The sequence below is a fragment of the Halomicronema hongdechloris C2206 genome (assembly GCF_002075285.3).
GTDB classification, from domain to species: Bacteria; Cyanobacteriota; Cyanobacteriia; order Phormidesmidales; family Phormidesmidaceae; genus Halomicronema_B; species Halomicronema_B hongdechloris.
The window spans coordinates 2,179,063-2,197,446 of sequence record NZ_CP021983.2 but is presented as its reverse complement, the minus strand read 5'-3'; the positions used below and the strand labels follow the sequence as shown (position 1 = coordinate 2,197,446).

Below are 18,384 nucleotides of genomic sequence, written 5' to 3'. Positions count from 1 at the left end.
TGCCTCAATGCCGTTGGTTGACTCTGCAAGGAATAATCGCCGTGTCCTGCCCTGCTATCTCCGTCATTATTCCCACCTACCAGCGTGAGCGAGTGCTCATCTCTAGCCTCGAGAGCTTGCTGCGCCAAGATTACCCCGACTTCGAGGTGATCGTGGTCGATCAGAGCGGCCAGCATCACCCGGAGACCGAAGCAGTCCTTAATCGTTGGGCGGATGAGGGGACCATTGCGCTATATCGAGTCGATTGGGCTAGTCTGCCTGCAGCTCGCAACTATGGTGTGGCTCGCTGCCGGGGAGAGATTATTCTGTTCATCGATGACGATGTGGAGTTACCCCCAGGCTATCTTCAGGCCCACGCCCGAAACTATGCCAGCCGTCCCGAAATCGGAGCCGTGGCTGGGCGAGTATTCGACCGGATGAAATTGGCCAATTCACGACCCGATTTAGCCATTGAGACCTTACCACCGCAGGCAATGGATCCAGGTATTGCCTGGTATTACATTGACTTGGTGCATACCGTAAAACCCCAGCAGGTGTTAACGGCTCGCGGCTGCAATATGTCCTTTAGGCGTGACGTCTTCGATAAGTTCGGCCTTTGGTTTGATGAGCGGTTTCGCGGCAATGCTGTGCGGGAAGAGTCAGACTTTTGTCTGCGTCTACGGCAAACGGGGTTGATTGTCTGGTACGACCCTACTGCCCACTTGGTCCATCTGGGGGAAGAAACCGGAGGTTGCCATGATATCAGTACTCGCTCGCTGAAATACCAGGTCACTTTCTATCACAACCATTTCTTGATGGCCTTGAAAAACCTGACGCTGCTCCAGGCGCTGCGATTATTTGCCCGGCTGTTTGATTGCCATGTGCTAGGTCATCCCCCTTGCAACAAGAGTGGTTCTCCCATCAAGATCATCAGCCGCGCCATTTTCTACGGTCTCGGCTTTTTAGATGCCGCAGTCACTCTCCTGAAGACCTGGCGATCCGGGGAGAGAGTCTATACCCAGGCCAGTGATACGATGATCTAACACTGCGTTCAGCGTCCCTACGATTGCCGACCATACGATTGAACTGGTTGTCGAGGCAACTCCGCCCCAGCGGCTCGACCGTTGGTTAGCGGTGCAAGTGCCGGATCTGTCCCGTAGTCGCATTCAGAAACTCATTGATGGCCATTGGGTGGCCGTTAACCACCGCCTCTGCACTGATAAGAATGCGATGGTGCATCTGGGGGATGTGGTGCAGTTGACGATTCCGCCGACACAGCCTTTAAAGCTAGCACCTGAGCCCATTCCATTAGAGATTCTCTACGAAGATGAGCACTTGCTGATTGTGAATAAACCAGCTGGTATGGTGGTGCATCCGGCGCCAGGCCACAGCAGCGGTACCCTGGTGAATGCTGTCCTGGCCCATTGTGGTGAGAGCCTGCTGGGCATTGGTGGGGTGCAGCGGCCCGGCATCGTCCACCGGTTGGATAAAGATACGACTGGCGCCATGGTGGTAGCCAAGACCGAATTGGCCCATTGGCAACTGCAAGCTCAACTCAAGGCGAAGACAGCTCGCCGGGAGTATTTGGGGGTGATTTACGGGACGTTTGAGGAAGAGTGGGGCTCCATCGATGCTCCCATTGGCCGCCATCCCATCGATCGCAAGAAACAGGCTATTGTGGCACAGGAGCAGGGCGGCCGAGAGGCCGTCACCCATTGGCAAACTGAGCAGCGCCTGGGCAACTTTACGCTGGTGCGATTTCGCTTAGACACTGGCCGTACCCATCAAATTCGGGTCCATAGTGCCGCCAGGGGCCATCCCCTTGTCGGGGATACGGTGTACGGTCCCCGGCGATCGGTGGGGGTAAATCTGCCAGGCCAGGCTCTCCATGCGGTGCGATTGGCACTGCGTCACCCAGTGTCAGAGGAACTGGTGGTTGCGATCGCACCCTTACCGGAGCACTTTCAAACCTTGTTGGCAGTGCTAGCCCAACGGTGTGGCCAATCCCCCTTTCGACTCACGCCGCATTGACTCAGAGCAAAGAAGTAGGACCAAAGAAGTAGGGGAGGCAAAGGTGTAGTGGGTTAGGACAGCTTGGATGACTGAGATCCTGGTGTAGTCAGGGTTCAATTTATCCTTTTACTCTCTACCCTCTACCTCTCACTACGTCATGCCATGGTCGCCAAGACCGTCACACATTCTCGAGCGATGGCCCATTCTTCCTGGGTATGGATAACCAACACCGGCACAGCAGAACCAGGAGCCTGAATCGCCATGTCTTCATCCCCAGGGGTCAAGTCGGCTTCCAGTACAACATTGAGGAATTGCAAGGCCTCGCAGGTACGTCGCCACACCACTGGACTATGTTCCCCAATGCCAGCCGTAAAGACTAAACCATCCAGGCCGCCTAAGCTGGCTAGCATGGCGCCAATATGGGTCTGCAGTCGATGAATAAACATGTCGAAGGCTAGCTGGGCGCGCCCGTGGCCCTGGGCCATGGCCTCCTGCAGGGTACGTAGATCACTAGAGAGGCCCGAAATCCCTAGCAACCCCGACTGTCGATTCAGGACCTGATCGACCTGATCAGCTGTATAGCCCTCCTGCCGCAGTAAGTAAATCAGCAACCCTGGATCGAGGCTACCCGAACGGCTACCCATCATTAAGCCTTCCAGGGGAGTGAAGCCCATGGTGGTATTGACGCTATGGCCACGGTGCACCGCTGCTAAGGAACAGCCATTACCCAAGTGGCAAGTGATCAGTCGCAAGTCATCTAGGTCCCGTTCCAGCAATTGAGCCGCCCGATGGGCCACATACTGGTGGCTGATGCCATGGAACCCATAGCGACGCAACCCTTTGGCAGCCCACTCATAGGGACCGGGGTAGTAGGCCGCCGCCGCTGGCATCTGAGTGTGAAAAGCCGTATCGAACACAGCCACCTGGGGGCAATTGGTTAGCAAGGTTTCTAAAATCTCAATGCCCCGCAGATTAGCCGGATTGTGGGTCGGCGCCAAAGGCGCGAGTTCGGCAATGATCTGTTTTACCTCAGCGGTAACGGGAACACTCTGGCAGTAGTGCTGACCACCATGGACAACTCGATGGCCGACTGCAGCAATATCATCGGGGCTATCAATCACTTGGGTTTCCCCTTGCCACAGAGTTACCAATAACTCCTCCAAGTGCTCTAAAGGCTGAGCCACGGCCAGGGTACGTTTCAGAGTCGTTCCTTGCTGAGTAGTTACAGCCAGATCGGCCTGGTTCCCCTGGCGCCCCCAACTCAACTGTCCTCGCCAGAGAGGCTCGGGAACCACAGCTGCAGACGGAGATGGCACCTGGTAAAGCGCCCCCTTACAGCTGCTCGAACCGGCATTGAGAACTAAGATGCGATCGCCAGCCATGACATCTGGGAAAAGTGCGGCATAGAGTGCAGCTTAACTGCGTAAACTCACCTGGAATTGCTGCTCCAGAACATCTCGGACGTTCTGATGGATGGGCTCAATGTCGTCTTCGGTCAGCGTCCGATCTAGGGCCCGATAGACTAAGCGAAAAGCCAGACTCCGCTGCCCTGCAGGCACATTCTCTCCACGATATTCATCAAATAGGGTAACCGACTCCAGTAGCGGACCGCCGGTTTTACTCATGAGTCGCTGTAAATCAGCCACGGGTACCTCCACCGGAGCAAAGAAGGCAATATCGCGATCTGACGCTGGGAAAGCGCTATAGGGCTTAAATGTCCTAGCCTGGCGCCGCTCGGTGGCCAAACAGGTGACCAGCAGCTGCCAGTCCAACTGAAAGACATAGACCGATGCTGGCAATTCCCGCCGCTGCCGCAATTGGGGATGCAATTGACCGAAAGTACCTAACCGCTGCTGCCCCCGCACCCAAAGACTGGCCGTGCGGCCCGGATGCAGTCGTGAATCCTGATGATCGCGACGGTAATCAACCTGGAGATCGAGTCGCTGAAACACCGATTCTAATAAGCCTTTAGCCTCATACCAAGAGAGGGGTTGCTCCCGTCCCCCCGTAGTCCAACGCCCCTGCCGGGGATCGCCGCCGATGATGCCACTGACCTGTTGAGCCTCACGCACCTGGGTGTCGTCTCGCCAGAACACCCGACCTATCTCAAATCCGTTGAGGGGACCATTACCCTGCTCGAGGTTGAACTGAAAGGCATCGATGAGCCCATCGATCAGATTCGGGCGCAGGGCCGAATATTCAGCAAAGAGGGGGTTGGCCAGCAGGACCTGTTGCGGAGATTCTGGCTTGGTCAGGGAGTAGTGCATGAGCTCGGTCAAACCGGCAGCCCGCAATGCGGCCCGTAACGATTGGGCCAGAACAGCCTCAGCCGAGAGTCCACCCCCACTGGCTTCCTGGGGCAGGGTATCGGCGAAGTGATTATAGCCATAGAGTCGAGCGACTTCTTCGATCAAATCAATTTCCCGCTCCAGATCTCGATAGCGGTAGGCAGGCACCGTGACCGTCCAGACTCGGTCTTGCTCCGTGGGCCCCACCTGACACCCTAACCGAGCTAAAATTTGTTGGATCTGCTGTTCTGGCAGGGGACAGGCTGCCCCGGGGGTGATGTTAGTGACGGGTCCCAATATCTGATGTACCCGGTCCAATCGTAGTTCTAGGGTGCGACTGGGAACGATATCACCACTGGCAGTACGGCCGATGGTCTGGCTGACGGGATTCGCCCCAGCCAAGTCCTGTAGGAGTTGCAAGGCTCGGTTGCAGGCCAGGGTCAATTCAGCCGGGTTCACCCCACGCTCGTAGCGGGCCGACGCTTCGGTGCGGAGCCCCTGGCTACGGGCTGAGCGGCGAATGGCAGCCGCATCAAAATAGGCGGCTTCCAACATAACGGCCGCGGTTGTCTGGTTAACCTCAGTAGCCTCTCCTCCCATGACTCCAGCCAAGGCCACGGGCTGATCATTAGCCGTGATCAAGAGGGTATCTGGCGACAGCGATCGCATCTGCCCATCTAGGGTCTGCAGCGACTCATCCGCCTTGGCGTAGCGTACCCCTAGGCTGAGGCCAGTGCCTGCAGCTACCGCTTGCAGTCGGTCCCGATCAAAGGCATGCAGGGGCTGTCCCCATTCCAACAACACATAGTTGGTGATATCGACCACATTGTTAATGGGGCGAGTGCCTGCCGCCTGCAATCGCTGCTGTAGCCAGGCAGGAGAAGGCCCCACCTGCAAGTTCTCCAGTACGGTGCCGATATAGATGGGGCATGCCTTAGCATCCGGCAGCTCGATCTGTAAGGACTGGGGCCCATTATCCAGCGATGGGGATGAGGGGGTGGGTAGGCGTAGGGGGACCTGTGCGATCGCAGCTATTTCCCGGGCAATGCCAACCATACTCAGGGCATCGGCCCGATTCGCCGTCGAGGTTAGCTCTAAAATGACATCATCTAGCCCCAACCAAGGTCGTGCATCTTCGCCGACAGTTAGCTCCGACTGCTGGAAAATGTGAATTCCTTCCGCCTCCTTTTCCAGTCCTAGTTCTGCCAAAGAACAAATCATGCCTGCCGACGGGACTCCCCGCAATTTACGAGCCTTGATCGTCAAATCAACCACCGGCAAATAAGTGCCCACGGTGGCTACAGGGACATAAACGCCAGCACGCACATTGGTAGCACCACAGACAATGGATACCGGCGCCTCGGCCCCCGTATCGACCTGGCAAACGCTCAGCTTATCCGCATCCGGATGGGGGTCACAGGCGATCACGCGCCCCACAATTACCCCATCAGCCCAGGCTCGCCGATCTTCGATGTCCTCCACTTCAAACCCAGCCATAGTCAGGGCATCGGCTAGGTCCGTGGGAGTGAGTTGGCTGTCTACCAGCTCAGTTAACCAGTTCAGGGAAATGCGCATCAGCAGCTAAGGGCAATGTTCGATGGGAAACCTAAAGGCTAACCTAGTCACCAGCCTGACCGATGCCGGCTGTACCGATGCAGGCTGTATTTAGCCATGCAGTCATGACTGGATCAGGCCAATCTATTCTACCGTCGCCACCCTCCTTAGCCCAGGTCAATACCTGGGGGATTTGGCGTGATACCACCCCTCATCTGCAAAATAACACCCCCCTCCTAAACAGGGCCTCCGCGCAAACGCCACCGGTGGCAAGTTGAGCTGACTTTCCAAGGATAGTTATCCCGTAAATGCGGGGATAAGCCCTGTCCATCGCCAAACTTCAGCGACTCTTCACAGATTTTTGTCCTCCTAGGGCGTTCAGTCCCCGTACGAGTAAGGGAATAATTAGAGTAAGGTGGCAATATCTCAGCGGTCTTATTTCCTAGACTGAGGGTTCACTCGGCGTGTCTCTATCCAGAGACCTAGCCGTGAGCTGAGCAGTTTTAGGTTTGAATTGGCGTGGTTAAGCTGTAAACAGACCCGTGCACTACCGACAGCATAGACACATGAGCATACATCTATGAGACGCTGAAATGCCCTTATTGCCTGTTGACACCGTGGATAAAGCGGCATGAGTTATTGTATCAATCCCGCCTGCCCCAAGCCCAAGAACCCCCCTACCCTCAATCAATGTCAGGCCTGTGGTGCCAGTCTGTTGTTAAGGGATCGCTATCGTGTCATCAGGACCCTGGGGCGGGGTGGGTTTGGGGCCACTTACTTGGCCCGAGATGAAGAACTACCCGGGCGTCCCCCCTGCGTGATTAAACAATTGCGGCCGTCTGCCGATGCTCCCCACGTCTTAGACATGGCCCGGGATCTGTTTCAGCGGGAGGCTAAGATTTTAGGCAAGATTGGCAATCATCCTCAATTGCCCCGCCTGCTCGACTATTTCGAGAAAAACCAAGAATTTTATCTGGTCCAAGAGTATATCAACGGCTTTACCCTACAGCAGTCAGTGAAACAGGGCGGGCCTTTCAGCGAAGCTGGGGTGAAACAGTTTCTCAGCGAGATCTTACCGCTGATTCAGTATGTTCATAATAATCAGGTCATTCATCGAGACATCAAACCGGCTAACATCATTCGCCGCGATGAAGACAAGAAGCTAGTATTGATCGACTTTGGTGCCGTTAAAGACAAAGTCAATCCCACTAAGGCCAGTACCTCGGAGCAAACGGCGCTAACTGCCTACGCCATTGGTACCCCCGGCTATGCCCCGCCGGAGCAAATGGCGCTGCGTCCTGTGTATGCCAGTGATATCTACGCGCTCGGGGTCACCTGTGTCTATTTGTTATCGGGCAAATCTCCCAAGGATTTGGACTACGACCCTAAGACCGGGGAACTGCTTTGGCAACAGCATGTCAATGCCAGCGAGCATTTTATCAGCGTGCTGACGAAGATGTTGGAAATCTCAGTGCGGCATCGCTATCAATCTATCGAGGCCATCTTACGGGATCTAGACCTAGAGCCTTACATGGATAGCCTTTCCCAGAACATGGCCTTTCAACCGTCAGGTGGGTCCTCTGATAACGCCAGCGGCCCTCTGAGCAGTGGTCAGCACACAGGGGGGTCGCCCTCGGCTCGTATGGCTGCTGCCATTCGGGCGCGGCGGGAACGGGCGGCTAATTCCCGCCAAGGCAGCAGTGCCAAGAGCTTGGCTAGTAACCGCATCCGCTCTACTCGGCACATGCGCCCCTTATCTACGGCCACCTCCGATAGCCAATCATCGGCTGGCCGTCGCCTGTCTGCCGATGACGTGAAGCTGACCTACTTAAAGGGCAAGCGGGATTTCTCATCCCAGGTATTATCTGGAGTAGATTTGCAGAAGGTCAGCTTACCGGGGATTGGACTCAGTCAGTCGGAGTTGGTGAAGGCCAATTTTCAAGGCGCTGATCTCTCGGGGGCCGATTTCGGGCGCGCTAATTTAACCAAGGCCAGCCTGCGCAATGCCAAATTGGGCCGGGCCTATTTTAACTATGCCAACCTGGAAGGCGTTGATTTGCGGGGAGCTGATCTCAGTTATGCCTGCCTCAGCAATGCCAATCTACGCGGCGCCAACTTGTGTGGGGCAGATTTAACCGGCGCCCTGATTTCTGAAGATCAGCTGGATATGGCTCGTACCAATTGGGCGACGGTGTATCCCAGCGGTCGCCGGGGCCTCTTATAGGCGCTACAGAATAGGCGCTACAGAATAGGCGCTACAGAAGTAGAGCTGGCCTGGTTTAGATGATTGCCCGCCAAGATTGTAGTAGCACGGTTCCGGCTGAGCGCGCAAAGACCACGGTAAGTAATAAGCCCACTAATAAATCAGGCAGGGGGGACTGAGTTAGCAATACCAAGCCTGCAGCCACCAAGACTGAGGTATTGGCAATAATGTCATTGCGAGAACACAGCCACACTGATGCCATATTCAAGTTGTCTTGGCAATGATGGGTCAGTAGCGCTAAACAGATGAGGTTGGCGACGAGGGCCAGGATACTGATTATGCCCATGATCTCACCGGTGGGAGCAGCCTCGGTAACAACCTGGTAAATGGCTCGGGCAAACACTGCGATCGCAAAGCCAAACATAATCATCCCCTTTAACAGCGCTGCCCCAGCCTGGGCCCTAGCACTGCGATGAATCACATAGAGACTGGTGCCATAGACCAGGGCATCTCCCAACATATCGAGTGCCTTCTGACTTCTGCCTTTCGGTACTAGTCCAGCAACTGTCGCAAGGCATGGTGGAGGATATCAGCAACCCGCTGGTCCCGCAGGGAGTAATAGGCCAGTTTGCCATCATTGCGGTACTTGAGAATTTTCAAATCACGCAGCTTGCGGAGATGATGGGAGGCTGTCGCCACTTTAACCTTCAGCAGAGTAGCCACATCGCAGACACAGAGCTCTTGTTCGCTGCTGAGGGCATACAGGATTTTTAATCGCGATCGATCTGCCAGGGCCGCAAAGATGATCTGCGCCGTTTCAAGGGTGTCATCCCCAGGCAGGGTAGTTTGCACATGGCTGACCAATTCGGTTTCATTGTATTTCTGTACGTTGACCCCATGGCGGCGTCTTGCCAGTGGTATTGCTGCCGGCGCAGTACTGCGATTGACAGGCGAGGATTAAGTCTCTGGCCTAGCAAGACAGACTAATGATAATCATTATCGAAGACATTTCAAACGGTTCCTGGTCTTTTGGGAGAACGCCTCATGGGGCAGCAGCGCTTCAGGATACGAGGCCATCCAAGCTGCGATCGCACGCAATATTCCGGCGGCGACTACAACGAGTCCTGGTCACAGCCCAGGGCCAATTTCCCCGATAGCTGCCGCTGCACCTGCTCCCGCAGGGGATGGTAGCGGGCACCCTGGGCATCGCGGAAGAGTTTTTCCAGTCCGAAGGGACGATGGAAGGCGCGCCCCCCGGCAATATCCATGGCCATATCTACCGCTCTGAGTACGGCTTTGGCTACCAAGGTCCGTCCCGTCATGATTTGATTAGTGGTGTCAAAGCCAGGCTGACTCGACACCGCTGTAGCAACCATGTGCTGCAGCATTATTCTGGCTGTGGCGATTTCATTCTCTAGCCCTCCCACCAGATCGCAAACATGCTCGTCGTCGCAGGATTTGCTGGCCTGTTGAACCGCTAGGTCTCGAGCTGCCTCTGCCACCCCGACATACACCGCATAGATGATCGGGATAGCGATCATGCTGATCAGGTGAAAGGCTGGATGCCATTTCCCTGCTGGGCGGCGGAGGGCAATGGACTGCTCTGGAATAAAGACATTCGACAGCACAATATCGTGGGAGCCAGTGCCGCGCATTCCCATGGCCTGCCAGGTAGGTTCAATGGATACCCCAGGTGTTTGCATGGGCAGGGCAAAGTGCAGCACGGTCGGACCCTCGGTCGGATCGGCATAGATAGCACTGGTGATCAGGACATTGCCGGCGGGGGCACCACTGGCAAATCCCTTACGGGCATTGATCAGAAATCCTCCCTCAGTAGCGGTTGCGGTGCCAGACCCCTGCAGCCAGTCGGCACCACCGCTGCTGAGTAGAATGATGCGCTCCTCGGCGATGCGCCTGAGCAAGCCATCCACCGGGGCCTGCCGATGCCGCCACTTCCAAGTGGGGACCATCACCTGATGGGTATGCATGGCAAAGGCTAGGGCCGTCGAGCTGCAGTGGTGGCCTAGGATTTGCAATACCTGGCATACCTCAGGATAACTGGTACCACCGCCGCCCAGTTCCTGGGGAACGCCCATGGCGGAGAGGCCGGATTGCCGCAATTCAACGAAATTCTCGGCAACAAAGGCATCAGAAACATCGGCAGCGTGCTCAACGGCGGCAAACTGCTGCCCCAGGGATTGGGCCAGGGCTAGCCAGTCATACTCTTGCTGTGGCGCTGGGGACGTCATCATCAGGTCAATCATGGGGGCTCCTCGAAAAGTGAACTCTTGTAATGGCCCCATTCTGGTCTTCGGATCGGTGTGATACAAGATCACAATCTGAACCTGCTGTTGCCGATTGCAATCATTGCCATGGGAAAGGGATATGGACAGTATTGCCCCATTGCCAGAGCCGCAGAGGTCATCTGTGAGCGGTGGACGCCCTTGATTCTCAGGGAATTAATGTCTGGCAGTTGCTACTTCAACGAAATCAGCTATGGGGTACCGTTGATGTCGCGGGCGTTGTTGATTAAACGCCTGAAAGAACTGGAGACGGCTGGGGTGATCACCCGTCAGCAAAAGGTCACCGGACAAGGCTCCCGTTATTCCCTGACTCCAGCGGGAGAAGCCCTGCGCCCTCTGATTGAGCAAATGGGGGTTTGGGCTACCTACTGGACCCACGATCGTCTGTCTCCAAATCAACTGGATGATCAGTTATTGATGTGGGCAATGCGTCGTGGCCTTAATCTGGCGGCCATGCCGCCCACTAAGGTCGTCTTGCAGTTTGACCTGCATGGCTTACCGGAGGGAAAACGCAAGCAGCGCAGCTACTGGATAGTCGCGGAGCAAGGGCGGGTCGATGTCTGCCTCAAGGATCCTGGCTTTGAGGTCGATGTGTTGATCGTGGCCGATCTCGGTGTCTTTACCCATGTGATATTGGGATACCACGACCTAGACCAGGCCCTTAAGCAGGGGACCATTGCCTTCGCAGGGGCCGATGACTATGTGCGGCAAGTGCCCACCTGGCTTTACCTGCACGGCGAACGTCGCCATCTGTCAGGTTTGGCCCCGACGGTACCCGGCAAGATGACGAAGGGCTGAGATTACTGTCGGGACCTTGAGTGTGGAAGCTCTTTGCGATCGCACTGGCAACCACAACCATCATCTGCCAAGTAGAGACAAAACCTGCATTCCGCAGGTTGCTTTTAATTTTCAGTCGTGCATCTGATTCCAGACTGCTGAACCCCTTGAAATCTGGTTAGATGGGTCTCAATAATCGAGCTCTCTCAAGGTTGCGAAGTATCAAGGTGGAAGTGCGGCAGCAAATTTGGCTTTAGTCTAAAACGCCTGCTGGGTAGGGGCTTCAGGCATTAGTCTTTGTCGTGCACATCAAAAGAAGACTGTCAACCTGCGTAATGTCGGTTACATTCTTCCATTTGATACAGCTTTTTTACTCACCCCGATTTTTTTTCATATCCTCTGCTGTTAGCCCATACAAGCGCGCTATCCGCTCATCAATTTCGGCTTCCCATTAAGCTACGTTTTATCCTATGGCATCAGAGCGGCAAAGGAGAAAGGTGGTCAATCAGACTGCTGTTGAACAAATACCTGAAATTCTTCGAGGGTAGGATCTGGAATTTGTTGACGCTCTAGAGTGTAATCGCCACTGCCAATATCTAGCTGCTGCAAGAAGCGCAACATCCCGACCACACCAAGGGCATTGATTAAAGCTTGATAGCCAGTTTTGCGGATCTCAGTTTGCTTCATGGTTTCAGGTTTCCTGTTGGAGTTGTTGCATCAGCCAGGTGACGGGATTTTCGACCAGAATCAAAACGCTATCAGGGGATCGTTTGGCTTGTTTGAGGAGGCGATCGTCGATCAGAAATTCGGTTATGCTGTACGAGCCTGATAAATCACTGGACGATAAGTTGGCGGCGGTATGGGCTTACCCAGTTCTTGGGCAGCTTCTAACCAGGCGGCTTTGGCAATTTCTAATTCTTGCAACGCTGCGGCGGGAGTGTCACCGAACGCAGAGCAGTGGTGCAAATCAGGAATATCGGCAATGTAGCCTGCGTCATCTTCGCTGTAAAAGATGTTGATGTGATAGTCTTTCATGCTTAATCCTCCAGAGTTAAATCATGCTGTTCGACCAAGCTCAAAAATTGTCGAATTTGATAGGGTTTTGCCTTGCCTTTGTGATTTTGAATGTTGACTAATTCAGGGACATTGGGATGGGTAAAGATGTGATGGCTGCCATTAACTCGCGCTAGGGTGAACCCAAAGGCTTCGATCAACCGCATCATGTCTTTGAAGCTAACATTTTTCGGGTTGTTGAGTACCTGCTGCAAAAGCTTTTGGCGTTTACTCATGACTACTCGCCGTGGATGATTTTGAGGTCGGTGAGGGCGAGGCCGTAGAGGTGAGCCACCCGGTCATCGATCTCGGCTTCCCACCGGGCCACGCCTTGGCCTCTGGCGTCCAGGCACTTTTGCACGAGGGCGGTGATGGCGGCTTTGTCGGCGTCGGAGGCGGGGGGATGGGGATTTGCTTCATGTAGTCGCTGAAGGCTCGCAAGTAGTCACCACGTAAACTGTTTGAGATGTTGTAATAGAACTACTGAAAGCAGGCTCAAAGCAAACAACGCCGAGTTAGCCGCTGGCTGCATAGAGTGCCGCGGTCTTCTCGTTAGTGTCCCATGGTCTTTGATTGGTTGACTCATGCCTCCCGTGCATTTATCCCCACTAAACTAGTGCCCAAGGTCGGTTCTGGAGTCTGCTGACGTTCTAGAGTGTAATCGCCACTGCCAATGTCTAGCTGCTGCAAGAAGCGCAACATCCCGACCACACCAAGGGCGTTGATCAACGCTTGATAGCCAGTTTTGCGGATCTCAGTTTGCTTCATGGTTTCAGGTTTCCTGTTGGAGTTGTTGCATGAGCCAGGTGACGGGATTCTTGATACAGGAAGCGATTATGTACCGACAAGCTGAGCCAGCAGGGGTTTATCCTTCGCCAGGGCGCTCACTTGCAAAATCGAGAATCCAATCACATTCCCTTCTGTATCAACTCGCTCCATCACCGCGTCGTTATCGGTTTCGCGCATGTAGCCGGGAGCATCGGAAAAGGTGACTTCTAAAAAGTCTGCTTCTGGATCAAACCAAACTTTTACGGGTTGGGCCATAGGACGACTCCTTGTTTGATTCTGTCGGTGAGATAAGCGGTGATGATAAAGGCATCATCAGCCAAGTGCTTGACCACCACGCACAGCCATTTAGCACCTACAGCAGTTTGTTCATAGTAGCGGTAGTAAAGCTGAACTTGGAGATCGGTATTGGACTGGCATACGGTTTCGGGCTGTTGGAGGACAATTTCAATCTGCGGTTCCAACCCATCCATTTCTGAATGATCCAGGATATGGGCTAGGCGTTCGTCAGTCAGACGAATAGCACGATTTTGATGATCGCTAAGCACCCGCATCGCTAATCACCATGGATGATTTTGAGGTCGTCTGGGGCGAGGCCGTAGAGGTAGGCAATGCGGTCATCGATCTCTGCTTCCCACCGGGCCACACCTTGGTCTCTGGCGCCCAGGCACTTTTGCACGAGGGCGGTGATGGCGGCTTTGTCGGCGTCGGAGGCGGGAAGATGGGGATTATTTGCTTCATGTAGTCGCTGAAGGCTCGCAAGTAGTCACCACGTAAACTGTTTGAGATGTTGTAATAGAACCACTGAAAGCAGGCTCAAAGCAAACAACGCCGAGTTAGCCGCTGGCTGCATAGAGTGCTGCGGCCCTCTCGTTAGTCTCCTCTGTTTTCGATGGGTTAACTCATGCCCCAGCTCGCTCATCCCACTAAACTAGTGCCAGTCGAGAGGATGTCGGTCAATGCCGTCGAGCTGGAAACGGGTATTAACCCTGGAGAAACGCCCTAAGCCAATAGGGGGCTGGCGCATCGCTATCGCAGTTGCGATCGCACTGGTGGTGATTCTCTCCAGTTTGGCTATTGGAGGCATCTATCTCAACGGCTGGCCCAAGTGGGGCATCGGCGAACGTGAGATTACCTCTACCACCACCGAAAGAGATGCCGAAGGCTAGATCACGAAGACCGTTGAGACGGTCACCCCCCCAGCCAGCGAAAACCATCTGGGATTGGTTGAGTTTGTTAGGGGTCCCCGTAGTCTTGGCGCTGCTGGGGTTTTGGTTCCAGCGACAGCAACAAGAGCGGGCCAGAGAGGCTGCAGAGGAGCAACGGGCAATTGCGACAGACGAGACCGGAGAAGAAGCCCTCGCTACACATACAAGTCAGCTTTCTCCCGCTGGGAGACACTTCGTGAACGACTTCGCTCAGCCGACGTTCCTTGAGCGGAGTCATAGGCGCAGCCTGCACGGGCATAAGGAACATCTGTAGCACTATCTCAAAGAATTGGTATAACCCAGCATCTACCCCAGTAGCGAGATCTAAAGAGCTGTTCTCAGGGCTTATAGCGATCTTTCAGGAGAGTTCGCAATGTTTCTGAAGGCTTTGCTCTGACTACTGTTTTCGCGGTTTGCAAATCATCTCTTACCCTGACCGGCAAACCGCAGGCCCACTCCTTCACCACGGTATCCAGCCCATCTCAAGCTGGACTTAGTATGTTCCTAGGGGTCACCAATATGCAGGCCCGCTCTACTACGATTGAGGGTTTCCCATGCCTCTTTAATCCCTTCATAAGCCTCATAGGGAGTTAGTTTTCCACCAACTTCCAAGGAACAGAGATAACTGATTCGTTGAGAAAATTCTTGCAGGTTGGCATTGAATGCCAGATTCTCGGGGCTAAATTTCCCATAGTATTTACTGCGAGGATACAAAAATTCTTGCTTGCCCGGTGGCCGCATCTCATCTGGGTGCATCATGATACCTCTAGGAGAACAGGCTAACTACCGTCTTAATTCTTAGTCGCTAAAGACAATAGTGCCCGTGATCCCCTCTGCACTATCAGTGAGTTGATTGTCGAGACGTAGTCTTAACTCCGGCCATTGTTGTCAAAGGCTCCATCAGCAGCCTTAGTAGATTCATTCCCCGCAGATTTGCTGTGCCAATACCAGGTCAACACACCGCCAATGGCTACTAGCCCGCCGAGGCCTAAAAACACCCGCGATAGGCCCAAGAAGGTCTCGGCCACGCTGGCTAGCACCAAGGGTAGACTCAGGGCAATATTCACCAGATTATTCTGCAGGCCAAACACCTTGCCACGCATGGCCTCAGGGGTCTTTTCCTGAATCGTGGTCTGCATGGGAATGCCGACGATGGCGGCGCAGAGTCCCAGCAAGGTAATTAACCCCAGGCTGGGCCAGAGGTAATTGGTGGTCCCGGCTAGCCCCACCAGAGACAGGGCAATGCCCAGGGAACCGCCAAGACTCAGCCAACGGCGGGAGAGACGCTGGCCAAATTGACCGACTAGAGCGGCACCGATAGCCATGCCGACGCCGGCAGCGGCCAGCAGAAAGCCAAATTGTGAGGACTTCAGTGCTGGCATGATCTCTGCCAGCCGTACCGCTAAGACGGCTAAGGCGGCGAAAACCGAGAACAGCACCACCAGTTGGATGATGGCACTACGCACCTGGGCTTGACGATTTAGGTAGCTAAGACCATCCTGAATATCCTGCCAGACATGGGGCGACTCTTCCTCCAGAGCCTTCTCCCGCCGGGGACGGACGGCCAGCAAGATAATACCGGCCAGGCCATAGCTTAGGCCCACCAAAATCTCTTTGCCCACCCCGGAGCCATTATCAAAGGGCTCCATTAAGGTATCGGCCACTGCTAAGAGGGGCTCCCCCACGGCGAAGCCGATAATCACTGAGGCCATCATGGTGGTGGTATAGAGGGAGTTGGCAGACAGCAAATGTTGGCGCTCGACGACGAGAGGAATCACCGCCTGCTCCGCTGGGGCAAAGAACTGAGTCAGGGTTGAGACCAGAAATGTCACCAGCAACAGGATGCAGAATCCCAAGGGTAGATCGCCGATACGACCCCAGTCCTGGGATAGCCACAGCAATAGAGGCAATAGAATAACTAATCCTCCCCGCAGCAGATTCGTCATCACCAGCACCAGTTTCTTGGCCCAGCGATCGACGAATACCCCGGCTAGGGAACCAAACAACACGGCTGGCACGGTGAAGGCAATCATGACCGCCGATACCCAGCCGCTGATGCTCTGGCCAGGGGCCTCAAACTGACTAGCGATGATGGCGATCATCAACACCAGATAGACCTTATCGGCTAGCTGGGAGAACACCTGCCCGCCCCAGAGGGTGAGAAAGTCAATATTCTTTAAGACTGGCCAAAACCCAACCGACTCCGGAGCTGACGGTAAATGGGGATTACTGTGGACCGGATGCGATGACTGATGGCCATCGGCATCGGCGTCGGGCGTCGGCTTCAGATCGGGGTCGGCATCGGGCTCACGCAACATAAACCTTAGTGAACAGAGGACGTGTCTACAGGAGAACCAAAGCAAGTGTCGATCAGCGTAGCTGACCGCAATGGCCGGTCAAAATGATATTCGGCGTATTGCCGCAATAACCGCTCCAACCGGTACCAAAGCCAGTGGGGAGCGGTCTCAGGGGCACCACTGGCGCTGCGGAGGTGGGGCTGACTCAGCTGCTGCAGCAGAGCTAGCTCCAGAGCTGTCAGCTGAATGGTCTTAGTCGAACCAGAGGGATCGACCGTATCATACCCTACTTGCCCCTCGGCCATGGTGGGTGGTCGGGATCGTGAAGGCACGGTCGCCAGCTGATCTAAGTGGACAATGCCCCCGAGGGTGGGGCTAAAGCCGATACGCCACGTGGGATCTAGCAAGTTGGGCTGCATCAGTTCTCGGGTAATGCAGCAGTGTTGCACTTCAGGGGCCACACCAGCGATGGCGAGTAGATGGAAAATACCTTGCACGAGGCTAGCTAATACGGTTGCCGAGGTGGCTGTTTCCAGGCGTTCCAGATGTTCTACCAATAGATAGAAGAGATCTTCCTGGGGTTGGTTGCTGAGGGCTTGAAATAGAACGAGTTCGGCCAGATATTGACTGGCGGTAAGTTTGCCTAGATGCTGGCTCAGGCCTGGAAATGATCTCACCGTTTCGGCTTGGGTGAGCTTATCCAGACGGCGACCCTTTACCACCAGCAGCTCGTTGATGACAAACAAGCCACTGCGCCCACCCAGTCGAGAGTGATGTTTGCGGCTACCGGGGGCAACCACGCGGATAACACCCACCTGGGGCGATAGGATGGTGACCAGCCGATCGGTTTCCCCCATGGGCATGGATTTTAGGTTGATGCCGGTGGCTTTGTAGGTACGACTCATGTAACCGTTGCGGCCTACTTTGGGCGCAGCAAGCTCTGGATGTACCTGCTTTACGCTTCCAGGTGGCTGCCGTTAGATAGACAACATCTATATGAATGCCTATGACTACCTTACTAAGTCTGGCGCCAGGTCAGCCGTTATGTTAGCCGTTATGTTAATGGCAACTGTTCAGACCTGGATTTGGTAAGGGCTATTTACTAGTTTAATCGCCTGGGAAAAATATCCCCGATGCCATCACTCGTCTGGGGCACTGAGTTGCTGCAGAATGCTAGGACCACGGGAGGTGCCTAGCCGGGTGGCGCCGGCGTCGATCAAGGCATAGGCTTGGTCTGGAGTGCGAATGCCACCGGCTGCCTTGATGCCCACACGACCTTGGCTGATCGCTTGCAGCCGCCGCACACCATCGACCGTAGCGCCGCCCTGCCAGCCAGTGCTGGTTTTGAGGAAGGTGACTCCGGCGTCCATACAGAGCTCGCAGGCGAGCTTGAGTTCGGCGTCATTAAGCAGGGCCATCTCTAGGATGGCTTTGATACACTGGCCGGTTTCTTCGCATAGGGCGGCCATTTCTTTATAGATGCGATCGCATTCTCCGGCCTTGAGCCAGCCGAGATTGATCACCACGTCCAGCTCACTGGCCCCATGGTCAGTTGCCTCTTGGGCTTCATAGAGTTTCACCGCCGAAGTATTGGCTCCTAAGGGAAAGCCAATCACCGTCGTCACGGCAGGAGATTTGCCCTGCAATAACTCTCGTGCCTGCCGCACATGCACTGGCAACACACAGACACTGGCAAAGCCAAAGCGGTCTGCTTCATGGCAGTAGTGGGCCACTTGGTCTGGGGTTGCGGTCGGTATCAGCAGGGTATGGTCAATGAAGGGAGCCAAGTTAGGGCGATCAGGGGCAGCCATGGTGAATTACTGAGCCAAGCAGAGCGTCGCTGCCATTGTACGTGAAGAACTCGGATAATCGAGGTTGACCACCGTCCATTAGAACGAAGCGACCCTGCAAGGTTTGGAGCAT

The 18,384-nt window shown here is 54.8% G+C and carries 21 protein-coding genes and 1 pseudogene; 6 read left to right on the top strand and 16 right to left on the bottom strand.

Annotated elements, in window-relative coordinates; translation table 11 throughout:
* Nucleotides 1-41: 41 nt before the first annotated feature.
* Complete coding sequence (gene hpsN, locus XM38_RS09915; RefSeq protein WP_088429699.1) at nt 42-1,022, top strand: hormogonium polysaccharide biosynthesis glycosyltransferase HpsN; 981 nt, start codon at nt 42-44, stop codon at nt 1,020-1,022.
* A gap of 37 nt (nt 1,023-1,059) precedes the next feature.
* A complete protein-coding gene (locus tag XM38_RS09910; RefSeq protein ID WP_088429697.1) occupies nt 1,060-2,010 on the top strand; it encodes an RluA family pseudouridine synthase in 951 nt (316 codons plus the stop codon).
* A gap of 137 nt (nt 2,011-2,147) precedes the next feature.
* Here XM38_RS09910 and XM38_RS09905 read toward each other — a convergent pair whose 3' ends face one another.
* Both XM38_RS09905 and pheT read right to left on the bottom strand, forming a co-directional pair.
* Entirely contained in the window at nt 2,148-3,374 is a 1,227-nt protein-coding gene (locus XM38_RS09905) for an acetate/propionate family kinase (protein ID WP_088429695.1), read from the bottom strand.
* 33 nt (nt 3,375-3,407) lie between these two features.
* Nucleotides 3,408-5,855, bottom strand: a complete 2,448-nt coding sequence (pheT, locus tag XM38_RS09900) for a phenylalanine--tRNA ligase subunit beta (RefSeq protein WP_088429693.1) — start codon at nt 5,853-5,855, stop codon at nt 3,408-3,410.
* Nucleotides 5,856-6,465: 610 nt separating this feature from the next.
* Here pheT and XM38_RS09895 point away from each other — a divergent pair.
* Nucleotides 6,466-8,058, top strand: coding sequence for a serine/threonine-protein kinase (locus XM38_RS09895; protein ID WP_088429691.1), 1,593 nt, complete (start codon nt 6,466-6,468; stop codon nt 8,056-8,058).
* Between the two features lie 55 nt (nt 8,059-8,113).
* On the opposite strand, the pseudogene XM38_RS09890 reads toward XM38_RS09895, so the two are convergent.
* The 3 genes and pseudogenes from XM38_RS09890 to XM38_RS09880 all read right to left on the bottom strand — a co-directional run.
* Nucleotides 8,114-8,566, bottom strand: a pseudogene (locus XM38_RS09890) (cation transporter); the annotation flags it as partial.
* Between the two features lie 23 nt (nt 8,567-8,589).
* On the bottom strand, nt 8,590-8,889 hold the full coding sequence (locus XM38_RS09885; protein WP_256995580.1) for an ArsR/SmtB family transcription factor: 300 nt from the start codon (nt 8,887-8,889) through the stop codon (nt 8,590-8,592).
* Nucleotides 8,890-9,149: 260 nt separating this feature from the next.
* Nucleotides 9,150-10,301 carry an acyl-CoA dehydrogenase family protein gene (locus XM38_RS09880; RefSeq protein ID WP_088429687.1) on the bottom strand — a complete coding sequence of 384 codons (1,152 nt, stop codon included), beginning with the start codon at nt 10,299-10,301 and terminating at the stop codon, nt 9,150-9,152.
* Nucleotides 10,302-10,409: 108 nt separating this feature from the next.
* On the opposite strand from XM38_RS09880, the gene XM38_RS09875 reads away from it, so the two are divergent.
* Nucleotides 10,410-11,138 carry a winged helix-turn-helix transcriptional regulator gene (locus XM38_RS09875; protein ID WP_088431619.1) on the top strand — a complete coding sequence of 243 codons (729 nt, stop codon included), beginning with the start codon at nt 10,410-10,412 and terminating at the stop codon, nt 11,136-11,138.
* 480 nt (nt 11,139-11,618) lie between these two features.
* Here XM38_RS09875 and XM38_RS09870 read toward each other — a convergent pair whose 3' ends face one another.
* The 7 genes from XM38_RS09870 to XM38_RS09845 form a co-directional block, all read right to left on the bottom strand.
* A complete protein-coding gene (locus XM38_RS09870) occupies nt 11,619-11,804 on the bottom strand; it encodes a hypothetical protein (RefSeq protein WP_088429685.1) in 186 nt (61 codons plus the stop codon).
* Between the two features lie 123 nt (nt 11,805-11,927).
* The gene (locus XM38_RS09865) at nt 11,928-12,152 is read right to left on the bottom strand and encodes a type II toxin-antitoxin system HicB family antitoxin (protein ID WP_080809629.1); all 225 of its coding nucleotides are present in this window, start codon (nt 12,150-12,152) and stop codon (nt 11,928-11,930) included.
* 2 nt (nt 12,153-12,154) lie between these two features.
* Entirely contained in the window at nt 12,155-12,406 is a 252-nt protein-coding gene (locus tag XM38_RS09860; protein WP_080809626.1) for a type II toxin-antitoxin system HicA family toxin, read from the bottom strand.
* Between the two features lie 2 nt (nt 12,407-12,408).
* Nucleotides 12,409-12,531 (bottom strand): hypothetical protein, encoded by a 123-nt coding sequence (locus XM38_RS27635; protein ID WP_256995579.1) that lies wholly within the window; start codon nt 12,529-12,531, stop codon nt 12,409-12,411.
* Between the two features lie 221 nt (nt 12,532-12,752).
* Nucleotides 12,753-12,938 carry a hypothetical protein gene (locus XM38_RS09855; protein ID WP_080809624.1) on the bottom strand — a complete coding sequence of 62 codons (186 nt, stop codon included), beginning with the start codon at nt 12,936-12,938 and terminating at the stop codon, nt 12,753-12,755.
* Nucleotides 12,939-13,004: 66 nt separating this feature from the next.
* Nucleotides 13,005-13,214 (bottom strand): DUF2283 domain-containing protein, encoded by a 210-nt coding sequence (locus XM38_RS09850; RefSeq protein ID WP_080809621.1) that lies wholly within the window; start codon nt 13,212-13,214, stop codon nt 13,005-13,007.
* Entirely contained in the window at nt 13,199-13,510 is a 312-nt protein-coding gene (locus tag XM38_RS09845; RefSeq protein WP_080809618.1) for a hypothetical protein, read from the bottom strand. The genes XM38_RS09850 and XM38_RS09845 overlap by 16 nt, the downstream gene beginning before the upstream one ends.
* 11 nt (nt 13,511-13,521) lie before the next feature.
* Here XM38_RS09845 and XM38_RS09840 point away from each other — a divergent pair, with 11 nt between their 5' ends.
* Together XM38_RS09840 and XM38_RS09835 are read left to right on the top strand one after the other, a co-directional pair.
* Complete coding sequence (locus tag XM38_RS09840) at nt 13,522-13,701, top strand: hypothetical protein (protein ID WP_080809616.1); 180 nt, start codon at nt 13,522-13,524, stop codon at nt 13,699-13,701.
* A gap of 214 nt (nt 13,702-13,915) precedes the next feature.
* On the top strand, nt 13,916-14,125 hold the full coding sequence (locus XM38_RS09835) for a hypothetical protein (protein WP_080809612.1): 210 nt from the start codon (nt 13,916-13,918) through the stop codon (nt 14,123-14,125).
* Between the two features lie 543 nt (nt 14,126-14,668).
* Here the strand turns inward: XM38_RS09835 and XM38_RS09830 are convergent.
* The 4 genes from XM38_RS09830 to deoC all read right to left on the bottom strand — a co-directional run bounded on the left by XM38_RS09830 (nt 14,669) and on the right by deoC (nt 18,272).
* Nucleotides 14,669-14,923 (bottom strand): DUF7219 family protein, encoded by a 255-nt coding sequence (locus XM38_RS09830; RefSeq protein ID WP_187329354.1) that lies wholly within the window; start codon nt 14,921-14,923, stop codon nt 14,669-14,671.
* Nucleotides 14,924-15,033: 110 nt separating this feature from the next.
* Nucleotides 15,034-16,482, bottom strand: coding sequence for an MFS transporter (locus tag XM38_RS09825; RefSeq protein ID WP_080809608.1), 1,449 nt, complete (start codon nt 16,480-16,482; stop codon nt 15,034-15,036).
* Between the two features lie 5 nt (nt 16,483-16,487).
* Nucleotides 16,488-17,366 (bottom strand): DNA repair protein RecO, encoded by an 879-nt coding sequence (gene recO / locus XM38_RS09820; protein ID WP_080809606.1) that lies wholly within the window; start codon nt 17,364-17,366, stop codon nt 16,488-16,490.
* Nucleotides 17,367-17,600: 234 nt separating this feature from the next.
* Nucleotides 17,601-18,272, bottom strand: coding sequence for a deoxyribose-phosphate aldolase (gene deoC, locus XM38_RS09815; protein ID WP_080809603.1), 672 nt, complete (start codon nt 18,270-18,272; stop codon nt 17,601-17,603).
* Nucleotides 18,273-18,384 lie beyond the last annotated feature (112 nt).

Bases quoted from the DNA above. Each gene is read 5' to 3' on its own strand.
- XM38_RS09825 (WP_080809608.1), bottom strand. From the start codon at position 16,482: ATGTTGCGTGAGCCCGATGCCGACCCCGATCTGAAGCCGACGCCCGAC.
- XM38_RS09850 (WP_080809621.1), bottom strand. From the start codon at position 13,214: ATGGCCCAACCCGTAAAAGTTTGGTTTGATCCAGAAGCAGACTTTTTA.
- XM38_RS09875 (WP_088431619.1), top strand. From the start codon at position 10,410: ATGGGAAAGGGATATGGACAGTATTGCCCCATTGCCAGAGCCGCAGAG.
- XM38_RS09880 (WP_088429687.1), bottom strand. From the start codon at position 10,301: ATGATTGACCTGATGATGACGTCCCCAGCGCCACAGCAAGAGTATGAC.
- XM38_RS09905 (WP_088429695.1), bottom strand. From the start codon at position 3,374: ATGGCTGGCGATCGCATCTTAGTTCTCAATGCCGGTTCGAGCAGCTGT.
- recO (WP_080809606.1), bottom strand. From the start codon at position 17,366: ATGAGTCGTACCTACAAAGCCACCGGCATCAACCTAAAATCCATGCCC.
- deoC (WP_080809603.1), bottom strand. From the start codon at position 18,272: ATGGCTGCCCCTGATCGCCCTAACTTGGCTCCCTTCATTGACCATACC.
- XM38_RS09860 (WP_080809626.1), bottom strand. From the start codon at position 12,406: ATGAGTAAACGCCAAAAGCTTTTGCAGCAGGTACTCAACAACCCGAAA.
- XM38_RS09830 (WP_187329354.1), bottom strand. From the start codon at position 14,923: ATGATGCACCCAGATGAGATGCGGCCACCGGGCAAGCAAGAATTTTTG.
- XM38_RS09845 (WP_080809618.1), bottom strand. From the start codon at position 13,510: ATGCGGGTGCTTAGCGATCATCAAAATCGTGCTATTCGTCTGACTGAC.
- XM38_RS09840 (WP_080809616.1), top strand. From the start codon at position 13,522: ATGGATGATTTTGAGGTCGTCTGGGGCGAGGCCGTAGAGGTAGGCAAT.
- XM38_RS09855 (WP_080809624.1), bottom strand. From the start codon at position 12,938: ATGAAGCAAACTGAGATCCGCAAAACTGGCTATCAAGCGTTGATCAAC.
- XM38_RS09870 (WP_088429685.1), bottom strand. From the start codon at position 11,804: ATGAAGCAAACTGAGATCCGCAAAACTGGCTATCAAGCTTTAATCAAT.
- XM38_RS09835 (WP_080809612.1), top strand. From the start codon at position 13,916: ATGCCGTCGAGCTGGAAACGGGTATTAACCCTGGAGAAACGCCCTAAG.
- XM38_RS09895 (WP_088429691.1), top strand. From the start codon at position 6,466: ATGAGTTATTGTATCAATCCCGCCTGCCCCAAGCCCAAGAACCCCCCT.
- XM38_RS09865 (WP_080809629.1), bottom strand. From the start codon at position 12,152: ATGAAAGACTATCACATCAACATCTTTTACAGCGAAGATGACGCAGGC.
- pheT (WP_088429693.1), bottom strand. From the start codon at position 5,855: ATGCGCATTTCCCTGAACTGGTTAACTGAGCTGGTAGACAGCCAACTC.